This window comes from Klebsiella sp. WP8-S18-ESBL-06, assembly GCF_014169755.1.
Taxonomy (GTDB): domain Bacteria; phylum Pseudomonadota; class Gammaproteobacteria; order Enterobacterales; family Enterobacteriaceae; genus Kluyvera; species Kluyvera ascorbata_B.
This window is the reverse complement of sequence record NZ_AP022256.1, coordinates 3,303,903-3,321,305: the sequence shown is the minus strand read 5'-3', so window position 1 is coordinate 3,321,305 and position 17,403 is coordinate 3,303,903. Positions and strand designations below refer to the sequence as shown.

Below are 17,403 nucleotides of genomic sequence, written 5' to 3'. Positions count from 1 at the left end.
CTTATCAGTGGGCTGTCGGCAAGCGAACCCTTCCACGTTGAATGGAGGTTAAGAGGTAAAAATGTGCATTAAACACAGCAAGGGGATACCCGAGCCGACGCTACCGTTCACATCGCTATTTTTAGAACGCGCAAAGGGCAAGGGTTACAGCAATGCGACTGTCAACACGGTGCTTGGGCCGGTGGCGGCTGACCAGCTTGGCGTGACGTTAGTCAGCGAATCGCTGATGTATGTGTTGCCCGGCGCACAGTACGCTTTCGATATCGACATCGACAGAGCGCTATGTTTTGAGGCGATTGCCGAGAAACTCCGGGCCTTCCGGGCAGCCGGTGGCGGTACGATTGTCGATATCACCGGGATGTTTGAAGGCCGGGATCTGCGCTTGTACGAGGCGCTTTCCCGAGAGACCGGCGTGCATATCATCGCCTCAACCGGGATGGGCCCGGAAGCCATGCTGGGCGGCTACTTCCTGACGCCGCAGACCAATCCTCCCACCCCGTGGTCGGCGCAGAAGTTTGCCGAGCTGTTTGGTCAGGAAGTGAATGAAGGGATGGTCGTGCCGCGCATTGAGCGCCGCGCCGCCGCCGGCATCATTGCCACGGCGACCACGCGCGATGGCATGACCCCGACCGATGAAAGCCTGGTACGCGGCGCGGCGCGAGCAGGGGCCGCTTATGGCGTACCGGTGCGGATCCGCTGCGGGGCAGATGCACCGGCAGAACTGCAGCTCGCGCTGGGGGAATCGCTGGCGCCGCAGCGCATCGTCATGGCGGATATCGACAGGCGCGATGCGGTTGAAAACGGCTGGCCGTTTGCCATGGTGCAGGCGGGGGCGATGATTGCCATCGATCATATCGGTTCTGATGACGCCGATTACATTGATGACGCGGCGCGTGTGTCTTTGATCCGAGAGCTGATTGCCGCAGGTTATGTCGAGCGCATTTTACTTTCTTCCAGTGCGACCGGCGTCGCGTTCGGCGCGCCGGGCAACGATCGCGGCTATGTCGATGTGCTGACGCGGTTTGTCCCGATGCTGCTGGAGGCTGGTGTCTCAGCCGAGCATCTCAATCAGATTTTAATCACCAACGTCGCGGCGCTGCTCAGCGTCATGGGGGAAGATAAATGACACGCGTAAACACGGTACTGGGGACGATCTCGGCCGCAGAACTTGGATTTGTCGCCATCCATGAGCACATTGGCTATGGCATGCCGGGCTGCGAACTGGATAGCCGCTGGTGGAAAACCCCCGAAGCGCGCTATGAAGAAACGGTGCCCAAGCTGCGACTGTTCCGCGAAAACGCACGGCCTTGGGGTGCGGCGACCTTTGTGGAGGCGACGGGCATCTGTAACGGCCGTGATATTGATTATTACAAATCGCTTTCTGATAAAACGGGCGTGCACATTGTGGCCAGCACCGGTTTTGTCGGCGGTGATACCGCGTTGCCTTTTTTTGAACAGGCCAGCGTGGAATACCTGACCGATCAGTTCGTTCACGAAATCACCGTGGGTATCGGCAAGACCGGCGCGAAGGCCGGCATTATCAAAGTTGGGGTCAGCCGCGGCTTTAAGATGAAAGCGTTGGATAAACGCATTTATCGTGCGGCTGCCCGCGCCTCTCGCATCAGCGGCGCGCCGATTTTCACCCACCTTTCGGTGGATTCTCAGCCGGCGCTGGATATTTTTGCCGAAGAAGGGCTGCCGTGCCATCGCGTGCTGTTTGGCCATGCGGATGATGGCGTCAGCCAGGGAAAAATCAACGAACAGGCGCTGCTTGCCTCCGGTGCGCGCATCGGCTTCGACACCTTTGGCTACGATCTTGAGCTGCCTGACCCACCGTTCTGGGGCCGCCATCGTCAGGAGCGTTTGCAGCATTTCTTACGCTTCCTGCGCGAAGGACGTGTGCATCAGGTACTTGCCTCGGCGGATGCCAACTGTTCGCCGTTAGGGTGGCCAGGCGTGAAGGGGCATACCGTCAATTACCTCTTCGAACAGCTGATTCCTGATCTGCAGGCCGAAGGTATCGGTGCGGAAACGATCGATAAGCTGTTTATTCGCAACACGGCTGAGTTTCTTACCCTACAGCCGTTCAGCGATGCGACACCACAGCCACACCCGGGAGTGTAAACCTCATGACGCCACAAATAATAAAAAATCTGAACGTTGCCGTGATTGGCGCAGGCTATGCGGGCGCGACGGCGGCCCACGCGTTGAAGCTGCTGGGGGCCAACGTGACGGTCTATGAACAGGCGCAAGAGTCGCGAGAAGTGGGCGCGGGTATTGGCCTGCGGCCCTCCACGATGGCGCAATTTCAAAAGCTCGGCATTGTTGAGGTGATTAAGGCCGTCACCTCCGCAAGCGACTATTTCGAAATTTTAACCAAGGACGGGCAGCGTATTGCGATGGAAGAGTGGCCGGAAAAGCGCACGTACGGCGCCTCAACGCATTTCGTGCATCGCGGTGACTTTATTCAGGCGCTGTTAAGCGTACTGCCGCCGGAGATGGTGAAGTTCGATCACCGCCTGACGCGTATTGTGGATAACGGCACGGGGGCTCGCGTGGAATTCGCCAACGGCGTCGCCATCGACGCTGATCTGGTGATCGCCGCCGACGGTATTCGTTCGCAGGTCCGCCAGCAGCTGTTCAGCGATAAACCGCCGGTATTCGCCGGTGAACATGCCTATCGCGTGGTGATCCCGGCGCGCGATACCTTCGGAATGGTGGACGACGGCAACCTGCGCATGTACGTGGGAATGGGCACCAAGATTTATCTGCTGCCGCTGCTGCACCGCCATGAAGTGTCGTTTGATGTGACCTGCCTGTCAGCGGATGCGTCGCCGGTGCCGGTTCTGAATAAAGCGGAGCTGCTCAGAGTCGTACAGGGGTTCGATCCGCGGCTTATTCACATCACCGAAGGGCTGGATATGGCGCAGGTGAACCTGCGCGCGGTGTATGACATCGACCCGGTGGATACCTGGAACAGCCGCTGCGTGGTGCTGATTGGCGATGCGGCGCACGCCATGTGCCATCACCAGGGGCAGGGGGCAAACTCGGCGGTGCTGGATGCCGGAATTCTGGCCGATTGCATTGCGCAGGAACCGTCCCTCGTCCAGGCGCTGGCGAACTTTACCGCGAAACGTAAACCGATGACCGATGAATTACAGCGCTTATCCCGCCAGGGGTGGAGCGAAGATGAAATTCAGAGCGTATTTCCAAATCAGCACGAAGGCGAGATTGCCACCTGGGGATAATATGACACTGCACACGACAATTGCCGATTTTCTCAGCACCCTCCCGCCGCCACCGCCGGGGCCGTTAAACCCACAGGCGATGCGCGCGGGGGAAGAGCAGCAGGCGGCGCGGCAGGAGAACCGTCTGCCCATGGCGTCGGTTGAGGACCGCACGCTGCCAACACAGGCCGGTGAAGTTAACGTACGTCTCTATACGCCAGACCACCAGGCGACGCACGGCGCAGTGGTTTATTTTCACGGCGGTGCCTTTTTCCTCGGTAGCCTGAATACCCACGATCACGTCGCCCGTGAGCTCGCCCGCGCCACGCAGTGCGTCGTCGTGGCCGTGGACTACCGGCTGGCGCCTGAACATGCTTTCCCTGCCGGTCTGCAAGACTGCTATGCGGTCGTAAAATGGCTGGCGCAATACGGCGCGCAGGCGGGAACGGGAATGGGCTGGGACGGTCAGACACTGGCCGTGGCGGGCGACAGTTCGGGCGGCAACTACGCCGCTGCGGTCGCCGCCATGGCGCTTGATGACGGACTGCAGTGTATTACGCATCAGGTGCTTTACTACCCGTCCGTCGATCTGGATTTCGATAGCACGCGTTATGCATCACGGATAACCAACGCGGTTGGCTATGGTCTGGAAACCGCCATGCTCAAACCGTTTAATGCGTTTTACCTCGATAGCGGGGCCGATCCGCAAAACCCGCTGGTCTCGCCAATCAAACGGCAGAATCTGGCCGGGCTGCCTGCGGCCCTGATTGTTACCGCGCAGTACGATCCTTTGCGCGATGAGGGGGAACGGTATGGGCAAAAGCTGGCGCAAGCGGGTGTGGCGGTGAAGGTGCATCGCTATGAAGGGGCTGGACACGGCTTTATTCAGCACTTTTCCTGGCTGCCTGAATTTCAGGGCGTTTACGCTGAAACGGCGGCGTTCCTGCGGGGGACGCGATGAGCAAGGCTGTGGACATTCATCCGCTGTACTCCGAGTGGGGGCGCTTTGGCCTGTACAGCTTTTTTATTGATAGCAGCGAACCGGTGATTATCGATACCGGGATCGCCAGTTCGCCTTCGGTCGGGATTGCACCGGGCCTCAGCGCACTCGGGCGGCGGGTGGAAGATATTCGCTGGATCCTGCTGACGCATGGCCATATTGATCACATTGGCGGCGCCTGTGCGCTGTGGGAAATGACCGGCCGAAAAGCGAAGGTCGTGATTCATGAAGCCGATGTGCCGTTCCTGCGCTCGCGGCGGACCCACGTCGAGGAATATCTGCAGGGACGAGGGCGCTATATCAACGATCCGCAGGGTGAGGCCAGGCTCTCGGCGGCCTGTCTGGCCGCCATTTCCGGTGAAATGGAGCCCGACGTGATCGTTCGCGATGGCGACGAGCTGTCGCTGGGGGCGGATTTGCGCATCAGAGTGCACTCCGTGCCCGGCCATTCGGCGGGCTCGGTGGCTTATGAAGTCATCGGGCAGGGGGATGTTTTTGTCGGTGATGCGGTGCAGATCCACGGGGCGGCTAACGGTTTTCCGGGCTATGTGGATCCGGACGCCTATCGCGTCAGCCTGCGGCATCTGCGCGATACCGTCCAGCCGGAACGTCTGTTCCTCGGGCATCCCTATCGCAGCCAGGGGGAAGCGCCGCTTGGCGTGGTGCTCAATCGACAGCAGGCGGCGGATAAAATCCAGGAAAGTCTCGATATTGAAGCCCGGGTGCGTCATGCCGTCGTCGAAGTCGGGGCGGACGCCGGGGATATTGCCCAGGCCCTATGTTCGCCGTACTGCTGCATCGCCGAAGCGCTGTTATATGAAGGCGACCCGCGGCTTGAACCTTCTCCTTTTTTCACTACGATGCACGGCTATTTTAACCAAGGATATCGCTCATGATTGTTTTGAAAGACTTACGTGTCCCTATGCGTGATGGCGTTCACCTGGCCGCAGACGCTTATTATGCGGAAGGTGATGAACCGCGTCCGGCGTTAATCGCGCTGAGCCCGTATGGCAAAGAGCTGCAGGCCCTGGCGTTGACTATTCCTCCGCAAAAACGTCCCTCCCCGCTGTGGGACGGCTGTATTGAAGCGGGTGATATTACGCGGGTCGTGAAGGAGGGGTATGTCCATGTGATTGGTGATGTGCGCGGCTCCGGGGCGTCTGAAGGTGAACACATCGGTAATTACAACGCGGGCGGCGTACCGCTGGGTCAGGATGCCTACGATTTTATCGAATGGGTTGCCGCGCAGCCGTGGTGTAATGGTTGCGTCGGGATGATCGGTATTTCCTACTTTGGTTCCATGCAGGTGTTTGCCGCCTCTGAGCGGCCGCCAAGTCTGAAAGCCATTTTCGTCAGCGGCGGTCACTTTGATTTTTATGAAACCACCTACCATGGCGGCATTATGTGGCTGATGCCGCGCGCGGCTCGCGAAGGGCGCGGAGGCGATTCCGGCTGGGCCTTTACGCACCGTCATAAGTCGCGGATGCTGGAAACCTATACCCCGGAAGAAATCAAGGCGCGCGTTGCCGCACGGCTTGCGGACCCTGACGTCGCCGCCTGGCCCAATATGGTGCACATTCTTCATTACCCTATTCACCATGAATCCTGGTTCGATATCATCACCAATGAGGTCGACGGCGAATGGTATGAAGAACAGAATCCGATTAACCTGGCAAAAAACATAGATATTCCCGTTTATCTGCAAATCAATCAGGGGCGTGGCTGGACCGTTGACGGTACGATTGCGCTGTTTGACCAGTTACAGTGCCCCAAAAAGCTGGAGATCGGGCCCTACCCGCCGATGCAAACGCGGCCGTGGGTGGATGAGCATGACACCATGTTCCGCTGGTATGACTATTGGCTGAAAGGGATCGATAACGGCATTATGGATGAGCCCGCCGTCAAGGTGCACGTTGAGGGAACCCGCCGCTGGAGTACCGGCGAGCAGTGGCCGGTGAAAGCGGTCGGCTATCAACCGCTTTATCTGCGTACGCGCGGCAAGCTGAGCCCTGAGCCAGAGGCTTACGGCGCCGATATTTCTTACCCGGAAGGTTTTTTCCAGGCGCCGCTCACCATTACCGACAAAGTCGAGAAATTGACGTGGTCCACCGATCCTTTTGACGCGGTGACGTCGGTACATGGCGTGGGGGCTGCGCATCTGTTTGTCGAGATCGACCAGCCTGATACCAACTTAATTCTGCGACTGTGGGATGAAGCGCCATCCGGCAAGCGTCAGCTGGTTTCAACCGGTTTTCTCAAGGCGTCGCACCGCGAGCTGGACGCCCGGACGACGGAAGGCAACCCACATCATCCGCATACCCGCAGCGTGCCCGTGGAACCGGGAACCATCAACGAATATGTGGTGCGCATTTATCCTTTTGCCAATGATTTTTGTATCGGGCACAAGCTGGTGGTCGAGCTGATGTGCAATGAGCCGATGGTGGATGAGCATAATTCTCTGCTGCCGCCTGACGCCTATCATCTGCCGGTAGGGCAGCCGGTCACGCATATCATTTATCGGGATGCCGCACACCCGTCGCGTTTAGTCTTGCCGTTTGTTGCCCAGCCGAAGGCGAATCACAGACCGCACGATAGCGTCGTTAACGAATATCACTTACTGAGAAAATAATAAAAAAACGATCCGACTTTTATTAACAATAAATAGAGCCCGTCAGGCGTTAATGATTAACGTCAGGTGAATCGTTGTCTTCAAAAAAGGAGTGTGAATGAAAGCCGTCCTCTGAGAGAGATGTAAATTTCATTGTAGTCATATATAAAACGTTATAGCTCAGGGTTAACTGCCGCCAGCGAAGGCTTTTGATGTCTGAGTTATAATGGCTTTCTTTACAAGGAAAGTTAATTTCCTTGGTTTTGCTGTGCGCTATTTTTACGCGCTGCAGGAATATTTATGACGGTGGCCTGAGATATCCATTTATTATCGTTAAATACAACGGTAATAAATGTCGGTATTCATTATGGCTGCCTGATGTATGAGAAAAGAGGTTTATTCTAACGGTCTTAAATAAAGAGGGTTATATCGTGACATCCAGAATTCATGTCAATAAACGCGGCATTGCCGCCATTATGCTCGCGCACTGCGCCGGGATGGTCGATCTGGTCGCGCTGCCGGTTTGGGTGGGGACGCTGGTCGGGCTGTATGGTTTCGACCCGCAGGCTTCCGGTGGGCTGCCGACGTTATTTCTGCTCGGCGCGTCTTTAGCGAGCATTACGATTGCCCCGCGGCTCAATCAGTTAAACGGCCGGCGGGTGGTGGTGGCCGGTTTTGGCTGCGGTGCGCTGCTGCTGATGGCCAGCGCGCTGACGCGGGATTATAGCCTGCTGGTGGCCCTGCATTTTGTCTGTGGCCTGGCGGTAGGGGCCGCGCTGAGCGTGACGCACGGCACGGTTGGGCACTGCGCTAACCCGCACCGGCTATTCGGGCTGGCAGGGCTGGCTATCGGTATTCTGGGGATCGTGTTTCTTGGCGTGGCGCCGGGGATGATTGCCCGGTTCGGCGGGCCAACTTTGTTTCTGATGTTAAGCGGCCTGATGGCGCTGGCCGCGGTGGCATCGCTGCTCTTTTTCCCTATCGCCTTCGCCGTCAGCGAGACAAAAAACGCCGCCACCACCGCGCCGCTTGGCCGGGAAGTGTGGTTCTGCATCGTCGGGATAGCGCTACTCTGTACCGCACAGGCTATGACGTTATCTTTCTACGAAAGGTTGGGCATTGCCAGAGGTTTCGGCGTTGAGCTGGTTACCCTGGCTTTGGTGGGGTACGGCATCGTTGCCATTTTCCCCTCGCCGATTGCCGCGCTGCTCGAAAAACGGCTCAGCGCCACGGTGGTTATCTGCATTGGTCCGCTATTTCAGGCATTTTTCGCGATGATGGCGACCCACAGCGATAACTATCTGCTGTATGCGCTGAGCGGAGGGGGAATGGCGTTTACGATTCTGTTTACCCATACCTTCGCGTTTGGTCTGCTCGCGCGCCTGGATTTATCCGGCCGCGCCGTGGCGGGAACGCCGGCAATGATGATGGCCGGCGCCGCAGTAGGCCCCTTCCTTGGCGGAACCTTAGTGAAACTCTTTAACTTTGAGGCCATTGGTATTGCCGCATGTTTTATTGCCGCAGTACAGGTCATTTTATTTAATGCGACACGGCTACGCGTGCGCAGCAAAACAATAGCGCTGCCGGAACCCGTCGAATAAACGCTATTTTATTTTTCGATTTATTTTATTCAGGCGTAAACGATAAACACAGACGGTACTTTTTTCTGATATTTCAAAAACCCTACTAATAATATTAATAGATGGCGACGACGTATTGATAAGACGACGTACGGCATCATAAACGGAAATAAACAGATGAAAACGAAAACAAACACGCTGCTGGCAGTTATTGTTCTGATGATAATAAATAGTAAAGGCGCCTATGCTGAGGGGGCGGGTATGCCGCCACTGAGTCAGGGTGAGGCGATTATCTATAATCTGGCGCAGGCCGGGTTAATGTACGAATTTAACAGCTATGAAGATTATGGCACCGTACAGGCGCGAATTGGCCAGGCGCGGGCGGAAATAGAGGACTCGCGGGCAACGGGGCGAACCTCCGGTTATAAAGATTCCGCCAATGTCGGCGTGTTACCGGTCGATCTGTTTTATTCTCTCCCGGGAGACAGCAGCCATGGATTCCTGAAGCTGGGCGGGTTTGCCAACGTTAACTATCGCGATAAGAACCAGACTCAGGTGTATTCGCGCGCAGGTCGTATTGAGCTTGAGTATCTGAACGCGCCCTCTCAGGACACGTTGCTTGGGATTGGGGTCTTTACGGAGAAGCAGATCATCAACTTTATTCACAACGATGGTCAGACCCGCGACCTCGGGTACGGCGTACGCGGCGATATCGTGCAGAAGTTTAACGCCTGGTGGGGGCTTGCTGCCCGTGCAGAGTACTTTTGGGCCGACGGTGAGACGCATATCCCTCTGGGTGGTGGTATGAAATATGGCTACGATCAGGACTGGAACCGGGTTTACGCCCAGCTTAGCCTCGTGGGGACGTTTACCCGGCAGTCGTTAGGCTTTCTGCCACAAGGGTGGGCATTCCATCCGACGTTAAAAGTGGCCTATCAGGATAACCATTACAATGATGTTGAAGATACGTTCGGCAACACGGTGAACGGTACGGAAGGGCCAAATGACGCTTACGCCATGATAACGGCCAACGCGCGATTTGAGGATACCGACCTTCGCCCGGGAAACATTGCACCCATGCTGGAACTGGGCGTTAACCAGGAGGTTAAAAACGATCTCAATACGGTGGTAAAAGACCCGACCAGTCTGCATACGTCAATCGGGGCATCGGTTAACTTCGGCCATGGCGCCATGATGAACGTGGCCTATTCACGCAATGACGGTCTGAAGGGGGAACGGCGCGATCAGGCGTTAACCCTGCATTTCGGACTGCTGTACTGACGCCAACGGGCATAAAAAAAGCCGCCCGGTATGCGCGGGCGGCTTGTGGGGAAGGGGGCGTAGAATTACGCCAGCACCAGATCGCCCTGCGGATGACAGGAGCAGGCCAGTACATACCCTTCGGCGATTTCCGCGTCGGTCAGCGTCATGGTGCTGCTGACCGTGTAATTACCGGAAACCACTTTGGTTTTACAGCAGCCGCAAACACCCGCACGGCAGGCGGCGACAACCGGGACTTTATTGCTTTCCAGCGCGTCCAGCAGCGTGGTGCCCACCGGCGCATAGAACTGTTGCGCTGGCTGCAGTTTGGTGAACTTCAGGCCGCTGGTGGCGGCTTCGGCCACCGGGGTGAAGAACTGTTCTTTAAAGAAGCGCGTCACGCCCAGCGCTTTCACTTCTTTTTCGACCAGATCCATATACGGCGCCGGGCCGCAGGTCATCACGGTACGCGAAGTCAGATCCGGCACGCTTTGCAGCAGTGCGGTAGTGAGTCGGCCAGAAACAAAGCCGTGGGTGGCGTTGTTTTCAGCGACTAACGTCACCGGATATTCACGCCATTCGTCAGCAAAAATGACATCCTGCGGCGAACGCACGTTAAAGATCACCTGCACATCGGCCTGCGGGCGGTATTTTGCCAACCAGCGACGCATTGACATGATGGGCGTCACGCCGCAGCCGGCGGCCAGCATCAGGAACTTGTCTTCTGCTTTATCTTCACAGGTGAATTCACCCATGGCATCGGACAGCCAGATATAGTCGCCGCGCTTCACGTCGCGGGTCAGCCACTGTGAACCTGCACCTTCATCAATCCGACGGACGGTCAGCGTAATGTATTCGCTAACGCCCGGCGTTGAAGAAATCGTGTAGGCACGCAGCGTGTCCGCTGAATTACGTACGCTGACCAGTGCATACTGCCCGGCGCGGTACGGATAATAGTCGTGGCACAGCAACGAAATTGTCCATACATCCGGCGTTTCCTGATGGATGTGGTGAACCTGCATCCGCCACGGGCACTGATGAGTTGGCATTGTCATTCTTTACTCCTTACGCGCTCAGCAGCTGCTTCATATCTTCTTCAACGGTGGTCACGGAACGCAGACCGAATTTCTCGTTGAGCACAGCCAGCAGGTCCGGCGTGAAGAAGCCAGGCGCAGTCGGGCCAGTGACGATGTTTTTCACGCCCAGCGACAGCAGGGTCAGCAGAATCACAATCGCTTTCTGTTCGAACCAGGAGAGCACCAGAGACAGCGGCAGGTCGTTCACGCCACAGCCCAGTTTTTCCGCCAGGGTGACCGCCAGGATGATGGCAGAGTAAGCATCGTTACACTGACCGGCATCCACCAGACGCGGCAGACCTTCGATATCGCCGAATTCCAGTTTGTTGAAACGGTATTTACCGCAGGCCAGGGTCAGGATCAGGCAGTCGTCCGGTACGCTGGTGGCGAAATCGGTGAAGTAGTTACGTTCACCGCGCGCGCCGTCGCAGCCGCCGACCAGGAAGATGTGACGCAGTTTTTCGCGGCTGACCAGGTCAATCAGGGTATCCGCAGCGCCCAGCAGGGTCTGGCGACCGAAACCAACGGTGATCAGATGCGGAATTTCGCTGTACGGGAAGCCCGCCATTTGCTGAGCCTGAGCGATGACCGGACCGAAGTTGTCGCCTTCAAGGTGGCTCACACCTGGCCAACCGACGATGCTACGGGTCCAGATACGGTCGTCGTAGGCACCCACGGTCGGGTCGATGATGCAGTTAGAGGTCATCACGATTGGGCCCGGGAAGCGGGCGAATTCAACCTGCTGATTCTGCCAGCCGCTGCCGTAGTTACCGACCAGGTGTTTGAATTTACGCAGCTCCGGATAGCCGTGCGCTGGCAGCATTTCACCGTGGGTATAGACGTTCACGCCAGTCCCTTCGGTTTGCTCCAGCAGGTTGTACAGATCTTTCAGGTCGTGACCGGAGATCAGAATACATTTACCTTCGGTTGCTTTAACGTTGACCTGAGTCGGGGTCGGGTGACCGTATTTGGTGGTTTCACCGGCGTCCAGGATGCTCATCACTTTGAAGTTCATCTGGCCGATTTCCATTGAGCACTCCAGCAGAGCGTTCATATCGGCAGGCCAGGTACCCAGCCACGCCATGATTTTGTGGTACTGCGCATAGATATCGTTGTCGTACTGACCGAGAACGTGGGCGTGCTCCATGTAAGCTGCCGCACCTTTCAGGCCGTACAGGCACAGCAGACGCAGGCCGAGGATGTTCTCGCCGATGGTCGCTTTGTCTTTATTCGGGGTAAATTCCGCAGCCTGCTTTTGCAGAGCGCCCAGGTCGTCGCTGGCGAGCTGCAGCTCTGCCATCGGGTTATCAACGGTGGCGTTAGCATCAACGGCCAGGCACTGCGCTTTCAGCGCTTCACGCATGGCGATGGCTTGACGGGCATAGCCAACAATACGCGGGGAATCGAAGTTAACGTTAGTCAGGGTAGAGAAGAACGCGCGCGGGGCGAAGTTATCGACGTCATGGCTGATAATGCCGTATTCGCGAGCTTTCACCGCCCATGCGGACAGACCTTGCAGGGAGGCAATCAGCAGATCCTGCAGATCGGATGTTTCAGCGGTCTTACCGCACATACCCTGTGCATAAGAGCAGCCGTTCCCTGCCGGAGTACGGATGGTTTGTTCACATTGCACACAAAACATGGTCACACCTTTTAAAGTTATATTTAATATACATGTTTAAGGGTAAGCCTGGTGCTAAGCCTTGAAAAGGGCTTTTTCGTGCAACTTAAAGGGAGGTTGATTTAGCGCAATTTTGGCGGCAGCCGTCGCTACCGCCAAGGAGGTATCAGGCGGTGAAGAAGGCCATCATCAGCGGCACCAGCAGGCTCAGAATAAAGCCGTGGACGATCGCTGGCGGCACCATTTCGACGCCGCCGGAGCGCTGCAGAACGGGCAGCGTAAAGTCCATCGACGTTGCACCGCACAGGCCGAGGGCGGTAGAGCGGCTGCGGCGAACCAGACCGGGAATCAGCATAATCGCCAGCAGCTCGCGTGCCAGGTCGTTAAAGAAGGTCGCACTGCCGATAACCGGCCCGTAGGCGTCGGTCAGCAGAATGCCGGACAGCGAATACCAGCCGAAGCCGGAAACCATGGCCAGGCCGGTCTTAAGCGGTAGCCCAAGCAGAAACGCGTTAATCACCCCGGCGACCATCGAACTGGCGACGACGACCAGCGCAATCACCATACCGCGGCGGTTGAGAATAATTTGTCGGAGCGTCATGCCGCTATTTCGTAGCTGGATGCCGACAAGGAACAGCAGGAAGATAAGCGTATATTCGCTGGCGTCGGTGGCGTGCTGCAAAAAGGATAATCCGCTCAGCCCAAGGACGAACCCGGCAATAACCACAAAGCACAGCTTTAATGATTCCAGCGCCATCGCGAGACGCGAGGGTAATTTTTCCTGATGGTGTGGGTGACCCCAGGGCAACACTTTTTCCAGCCACATTAGCGCCGCGATATTGCAGCATAAAATAACCACAATGCTAATAGAGGAATAGTGGAAGATGGCTAAGAGATTGGTCGCCAGATTATCCAGAAAGGCCAGGCTGATCCCCATAAAAAACAGAATCAGATAAACAATCCAGCTCAGCAGACGGTTGATTAGCTGCAGCGCGCTGCGGTGGGTGAGGGGAATAAGGTAGCCAATAATGAGTGGCACCAGAATGATTAGCAATCCCGATAACATGGCGTGCTCAGTTCCTTGCAGTGTTGAAATAGCGCACAGACACTACCGAAAACCCCATTCTGAGTAAAGCCACGAAAAAAGAAAGACCCGACAGAGTCGGGTCTTTGGAGGCCGGGTAAGGCTATGCCGTTATCCGGCAATGTGCCTGATACTGCCTGATGGCGCTATGCCTATCAGACCGGCAGGCGGCTTATTTCTTTTCCAGCAGGGTGCGATAAATCACACCACCCAGGATACCGCCGATGATTGGCATGACCCAGAACAGCCACAGCTGGTCAAGCGCCCAGCCGCCCTGGAAGATAGCTACCGCGGTGCTACGCGCCGGGTTAACGGAGGTGTTGGTGACCGGGATGCTGATCAGGTGAATCAGGGTCAGTGCCAGGCCGATGGCGATCGGCGCAAAGCCTGCCGGCGCGTTTTTATCGGTTGCGCCGTGAATAACCAGCAGGAAGCCGCAGGTCAGAACAATTTCAATCACGATAGCGGACAGCATAGAGTAGCCGCCAGGGGAGTGTTCGCCGTAGCCGTTGGAAGCAAAACCGCTGGCTGCCGCATCGAAGCCCGCTTTACCGCTGGCAATTAAGTACAGTACGGCTGCCGCAATAATCCCGCCGACAACCTGTGCGACAATATAGCCAATCACCTCTTTCGCCGGGAAACGGCCGCCGGCCCACAGGCCCAGCGTGACCGCCGGGTTAAAATGGCCGCCTGAAATATGGCCCACGGCAAACGCCATGGTCAGAACGGTTAAACCGAACGCCAGCGCAACGCCCACAAAGCCAATCCCTAATTCTGGAAACGCTGCCGCCAGAACGGCGCTACCGCAGCCACCAAATACCAGCCAGAAGGTGCCGAAGCACTCTGCAGCCAATTTTCTAAACATAACCACCTCGAATTAAAAAATATTATCGTCATAAAGGGTGACGACTGAATATATCCCTACCAAAATGGGTGGCAGGCATAGTCCTCATTATTTTAAAAACGAACGTCATCCCTTCACCAGTTAAATAAGTACCTGAACTTTGATACAAAACAATGTGGTGTTATTCCTTAAGCAATTCATTCTTTGATTTTGAGTGTAGTGCATTATTTTCAGAATAATCGGGGAAGGTGATAGGGAGCGCACTTTATTACTTTCAGTGGTTAATAAAACATCAGTCCGTCAGAAAGTGGGGGCCGCGCCGGGTGTCAAGCGCCGCGCATGCCGCTATACTGCCGATAACGAAAGGATGACCGCTATCGTGTTACGGAGGAGTTATGCTTCTTGAGCGCACCGAGATTGCAGGGTTTCGCGGCATTAACCGTTTGTCGTTAATGCTGGAGGAGAATAACGTCTTAATCGGCGAAAACGCGTGGGGTAAATCGAGTTTACTCGACGCGCTGACGCTGCTGCTTTCGCCGCACGATGCGCTGTACCACTTTGTGCATAATGATTTCTGGTTCCCGCCCGGCGACGTCCAGGGCCGTGAACACCATCTGCATATTATTCTCACCTTCCGCGAAAATGAACCTGGCCGCTACCGGGGGCGACGCTATCGCGGGTTATCCGACTGCTGGTCGCTGTGCGATGACGGCTATCGGCGCATTTTTTACCGCCTGGAAGGCGAGCTGGCCGCCGACGGCAGCGTGCTGACGCTACGCAGCTTTATTGATAGCGACGGCCAGGCGCTGGACATTGCGGATATTGACGCCCAGGCCCGCGAGCTTATCCGGCTGATGCCGGTACTGCGCCTGCGCGATGCGCGCTTTATGCGACGCATTCGCAGCGGCACCGTGCCGGATGTTCCCGACGTGGAAATCACCGCTCGTCAGCTCGATTTCCTTTCCCGTGAGCTGGTCACCAGCCCGCAGAATCTCAGCGATGGCCAAATCCGTCAGGGGCTGGCGGCCATGGGGCAACTGCTGGAACACTACTTTTCTGAGCAAGGCTCTGGCCCGGCGATTCAGCGTTTGATGCGCCGCCGCTCGCACGATGAGCAGCGCAGCTGGCGTTATCTGGATCTGATCAATCGGATGATCGACAAACCCGGCGCGCGCAACCACCGGGTGATCCTTTTGGGCATGTTTGCCACGTTGCTGCAGGCCAAGGGAGCGGTCAAGCTCGATAGAGATGCGCGTCCGCTGCTGCTGGTGGAAGACCCGGAAACGCGGCTGCATCCGATTATGCTGTCGGTGGCCTGGAGCCTGCTGAACCTGCTGCCTTTACAGCGGGTGGCGACCACCAATTCCGGCGAGCTGCTGTCGCTGACGCCGATGCAAAACGTCTGCCGGTTGGTGCGCGAGTCGTCCCGCGTGTCTGCATGGCGTCTGGGGCCCGAGGGAATGAATGCTGAAGACAGCCGGCGAATTTCGTTTCATATCCGCTTTAACCGCGCCTCATCGCTCTTTGCACGCTGCTGGCTGCTGGTCGAAGGGGAAACGGAGACCTGGGTTATCAACGAACTGGCGCGCCAGTGTGGTCATCACTTTGATGCGGAGGGGGTGAAGGTCATTGAGTTTGCCCAGTCCGGGCTGAAGCCGTTGGTGAAATTTGCTCGCCGCATGGGCATTGAATGGCACGTGCTGGTCGACGGCGATGAGGCGGGGAAAAAGTATGCTGCAACGGTGCGCGGTCTGCTGAACAACGATCGCGAGGCGGAACATCATCATCTGACTACGCTGCCCGCGCCGGATATGGAACACTTTATGTATCGGCAGGGATTCGCCACCGTCTACCATCGCGTGGCGCAGCTGCCTGACAATGTGCCGATGAATATGCGTCGGGTCATCACCAAGGCGATTCACCGTTCATCAAAGCCGGATCTCGCCATTGAGGTGGCGATGGAAGCCGGGCGGCGCGGCGTGGAGGCGGTGCCGCCGTTGCTGAAGAAAATGTTTTCCCGCGTGGTCTGGCTGGCGCGCGGGAAAGCGGATTAAGGCTGAACGGTCTGTGCAACCTGCTGCTGGAGCGCGTCCAGCAGCTCGTAGCGGCGTCGATACTCGGCGCGTTTCTTACTGGCTATCTCTTCCATGGTTTTACGCGGCAGCGCCAGCGGTAAAACGTAATCCCCTTCGCCATCGGCCGCCGCGCCCAGCGACTCCCAGAAGCTGTTGTAATCCGCATGCAGTTTACCGCGTTTCTTACGGCGGTAGCGCAGGCTGCGATAGATATGCGTTTCGTTACTGACCGCACGTACGTGCTCGACCGACAGCAGCGTGCCCAGCGTTAACATGGCATCCACCACCAGCCGTTTCGGGAACAGGCCGTGACAGGCTTTGGTCGCACTCTGGATAAGCTGATGCGGAACATCGGCCTTCGCACCCTGCAGGCCGCCGACGAAGAACGTATTCACGCCGTTGTACTGGCACAGGGTAAACGTCAGCTCCGCCAGTATGGTCTGGTTCTGGTCGTGGAAGGTCAGCGTAGCTTCGCCTTCTTTGTCGAGCATTGCGTCGGCGCACAGGCGAATGCTGTACTGCTGTTCATCTTTGCCGGTGAGCGTTGCCAGCAGCGCACCGTGCGTTGACAGATAGTCGCTGGCGACGTTTTCCGGCAGCGTATCCAGCATCTGCCGATAGTGCCAGCAAAGGGCATTGATGGTTTGCTGATGGCTCATGTGCGTGCACAGCCAGGGGCGGTGCAGACGGCACGGGAGGCCGGGCTGTACGCGAAGGATCTCCATCAGATGCGGCTGTTTTGCCAGGCTCCCCAGCAGTTTGCCGGTCATGCGCGGCGTGCTCAGCGATCGCAGCAGGAATTTACGTCGGTACGCCGGGTTTTTCCACGCGCGGCCCGGCGTTAATGCGCCGGTCGACAGCAGCCGAAAAAGCTGCCAGCTGGATTCTGGTTGCGGAAGAGTGGAGTGTGGAATTGCGGCAATGCTCGACATAAGAAAAATCTCATTTGGAGGTTTTGCCCATTTAATCAGCGGGATCTTCAATGAAATTTCAACAAATGCAAAGATTGTGAAGTTTATGCTTTGTTT

14 protein-coding genes are annotated in these 17,403 nt (G+C 56.8%); 9 read left to right on the top strand and 5 right to left on the bottom strand.

Annotation, left to right across the window (positions count from 1 at the left end; translation table 11 throughout):
- The first annotated feature begins 61 nt into the window (after positions 1 to 61).
- From H7R76_RS15885 to H7R76_RS15850, 8 genes are all read left to right on the top strand, one after another.
- On the top strand, positions 62 to 1,126 hold the full coding sequence (locus tag H7R76_RS15885) for a phosphotriesterase family protein (RefSeq protein ID WP_182965772.1): 1,065 nt from the start codon (positions 62 to 64) through the stop codon (positions 1,124 to 1,126).
- Positions 1,123 to 2,124, top strand: a complete 1,002-nt coding sequence (locus H7R76_RS15880; protein ID WP_182965770.1) for a phosphotriesterase family protein — start codon at positions 1,123 to 1,125, stop codon at positions 2,122 to 2,124. Before H7R76_RS15885 ends, H7R76_RS15880 begins: the two co-directional genes overlap by 4 nt.
- A 5-nt stretch (positions 2,125 to 2,129) precedes the next feature.
- The gene (locus H7R76_RS15875) at positions 2,130 to 3,248 is read left to right on the top strand and encodes an FAD-dependent oxidoreductase (RefSeq protein WP_182965768.1); all 1,119 of its coding nucleotides are present in this window, start codon (positions 2,130 to 2,132) and stop codon (positions 3,246 to 3,248) included.
- Position 3,249: 1 nt separating this feature from the next.
- The gene (locus H7R76_RS15870; RefSeq protein ID WP_106924472.1) at positions 3,250 to 4,188 is read left to right on the top strand and encodes an alpha/beta hydrolase; all 939 of its coding nucleotides are present in this window, start codon (positions 3,250 to 3,252) and stop codon (positions 4,186 to 4,188) included.
- Positions 4,185 to 5,123 (top strand): MBL fold metallo-hydrolase, encoded by a 939-nt coding sequence (locus H7R76_RS15865; RefSeq protein ID WP_182929205.1) that lies wholly within the window; start codon positions 4,185 to 4,187, stop codon positions 5,121 to 5,123. The genes H7R76_RS15870 and H7R76_RS15865 overlap by 4 nt, the downstream gene beginning before the upstream one ends.
- Complete coding sequence (locus H7R76_RS15860) at positions 5,120 to 6,856, top strand: CocE/NonD family hydrolase (protein WP_182965766.1); 1,737 nt, start codon at positions 5,120 to 5,122, stop codon at positions 6,854 to 6,856. The genes H7R76_RS15865 and H7R76_RS15860 overlap by 4 nt, the downstream gene beginning before the upstream one ends.
- 410 nt (positions 6,857 to 7,266) lie before the next feature.
- On the top strand, positions 7,267 to 8,436 hold the full coding sequence (locus H7R76_RS15855; RefSeq protein ID WP_197975071.1) for an MFS transporter: 1,170 nt from the start codon (positions 7,267 to 7,269) through the stop codon (positions 8,434 to 8,436).
- Between the two features lie 156 nt (positions 8,437 to 8,592).
- Positions 8,593 to 9,696 carry a hypothetical protein gene (locus H7R76_RS15850; RefSeq protein WP_106924469.1) on the top strand — a complete coding sequence of 368 codons (1,104 nt, stop codon included), beginning with the start codon at positions 8,593 to 8,595 and terminating at the stop codon, positions 9,694 to 9,696.
- Between the two features lie 65 nt (positions 9,697 to 9,761).
- On the opposite strand, the gene hcr is transcribed toward H7R76_RS15850, so the two are convergent.
- From hcr to aqpZ, 4 genes are all read right to left on the bottom strand, one after another.
- Positions 9,762 to 10,730, bottom strand: coding sequence for an NADH oxidoreductase (hcr, locus tag H7R76_RS15845; protein WP_182965764.1), 969 nt, complete (start codon positions 10,728 to 10,730; stop codon positions 9,762 to 9,764).
- A 10-nt stretch (positions 10,731 to 10,740) separates the two neighbouring features.
- Positions 10,741 to 12,393 carry a hydroxylamine reductase gene (gene hcp, locus H7R76_RS15840; protein WP_106924467.1) on the bottom strand — a complete coding sequence of 551 codons (1,653 nt, stop codon included), beginning with the start codon at positions 12,391 to 12,393 and terminating at the stop codon, positions 10,741 to 10,743.
- Positions 12,394 to 12,538: 145 nt separating this feature from the next.
- Positions 12,539 to 13,438 carry a LysO family transporter gene (locus tag H7R76_RS15835; RefSeq protein WP_182965762.1) on the bottom strand — a complete coding sequence of 300 codons (900 nt, stop codon included), beginning with the start codon at positions 13,436 to 13,438 and terminating at the stop codon, positions 12,539 to 12,541.
- Between the two features lie 190 nt (positions 13,439 to 13,628).
- The gene (gene aqpZ / locus H7R76_RS15830; RefSeq protein WP_182929200.1) at positions 13,629 to 14,321 is read right to left on the bottom strand and encodes an aquaporin Z; all 693 of its coding nucleotides are present in this window, start codon (positions 14,319 to 14,321) and stop codon (positions 13,629 to 13,631) included.
- A 374-nt stretch (positions 14,322 to 14,695) separates the two neighbouring features.
- On the opposite strand from aqpZ, the gene H7R76_RS15825 reads away from it, so the two are divergent.
- Entirely contained in the window at positions 14,696 to 16,354 is a 1,659-nt protein-coding gene (locus H7R76_RS15825; RefSeq protein ID WP_106924464.1) for an ATP-dependent endonuclease, read from the top strand.
- On the opposite strand, the gene H7R76_RS15820 is transcribed toward H7R76_RS15825, so the two are convergent.
- A complete protein-coding gene (locus H7R76_RS15820; RefSeq protein ID WP_182929199.1) occupies positions 16,351 to 17,307 on the bottom strand; it encodes a VirK/YbjX family protein in 957 nt (318 codons plus the stop codon). The genes H7R76_RS15825 and H7R76_RS15820 overlap by 4 nt on opposite strands.
- Positions 17,308 to 17,403: the final 96 nt, after the last annotated feature.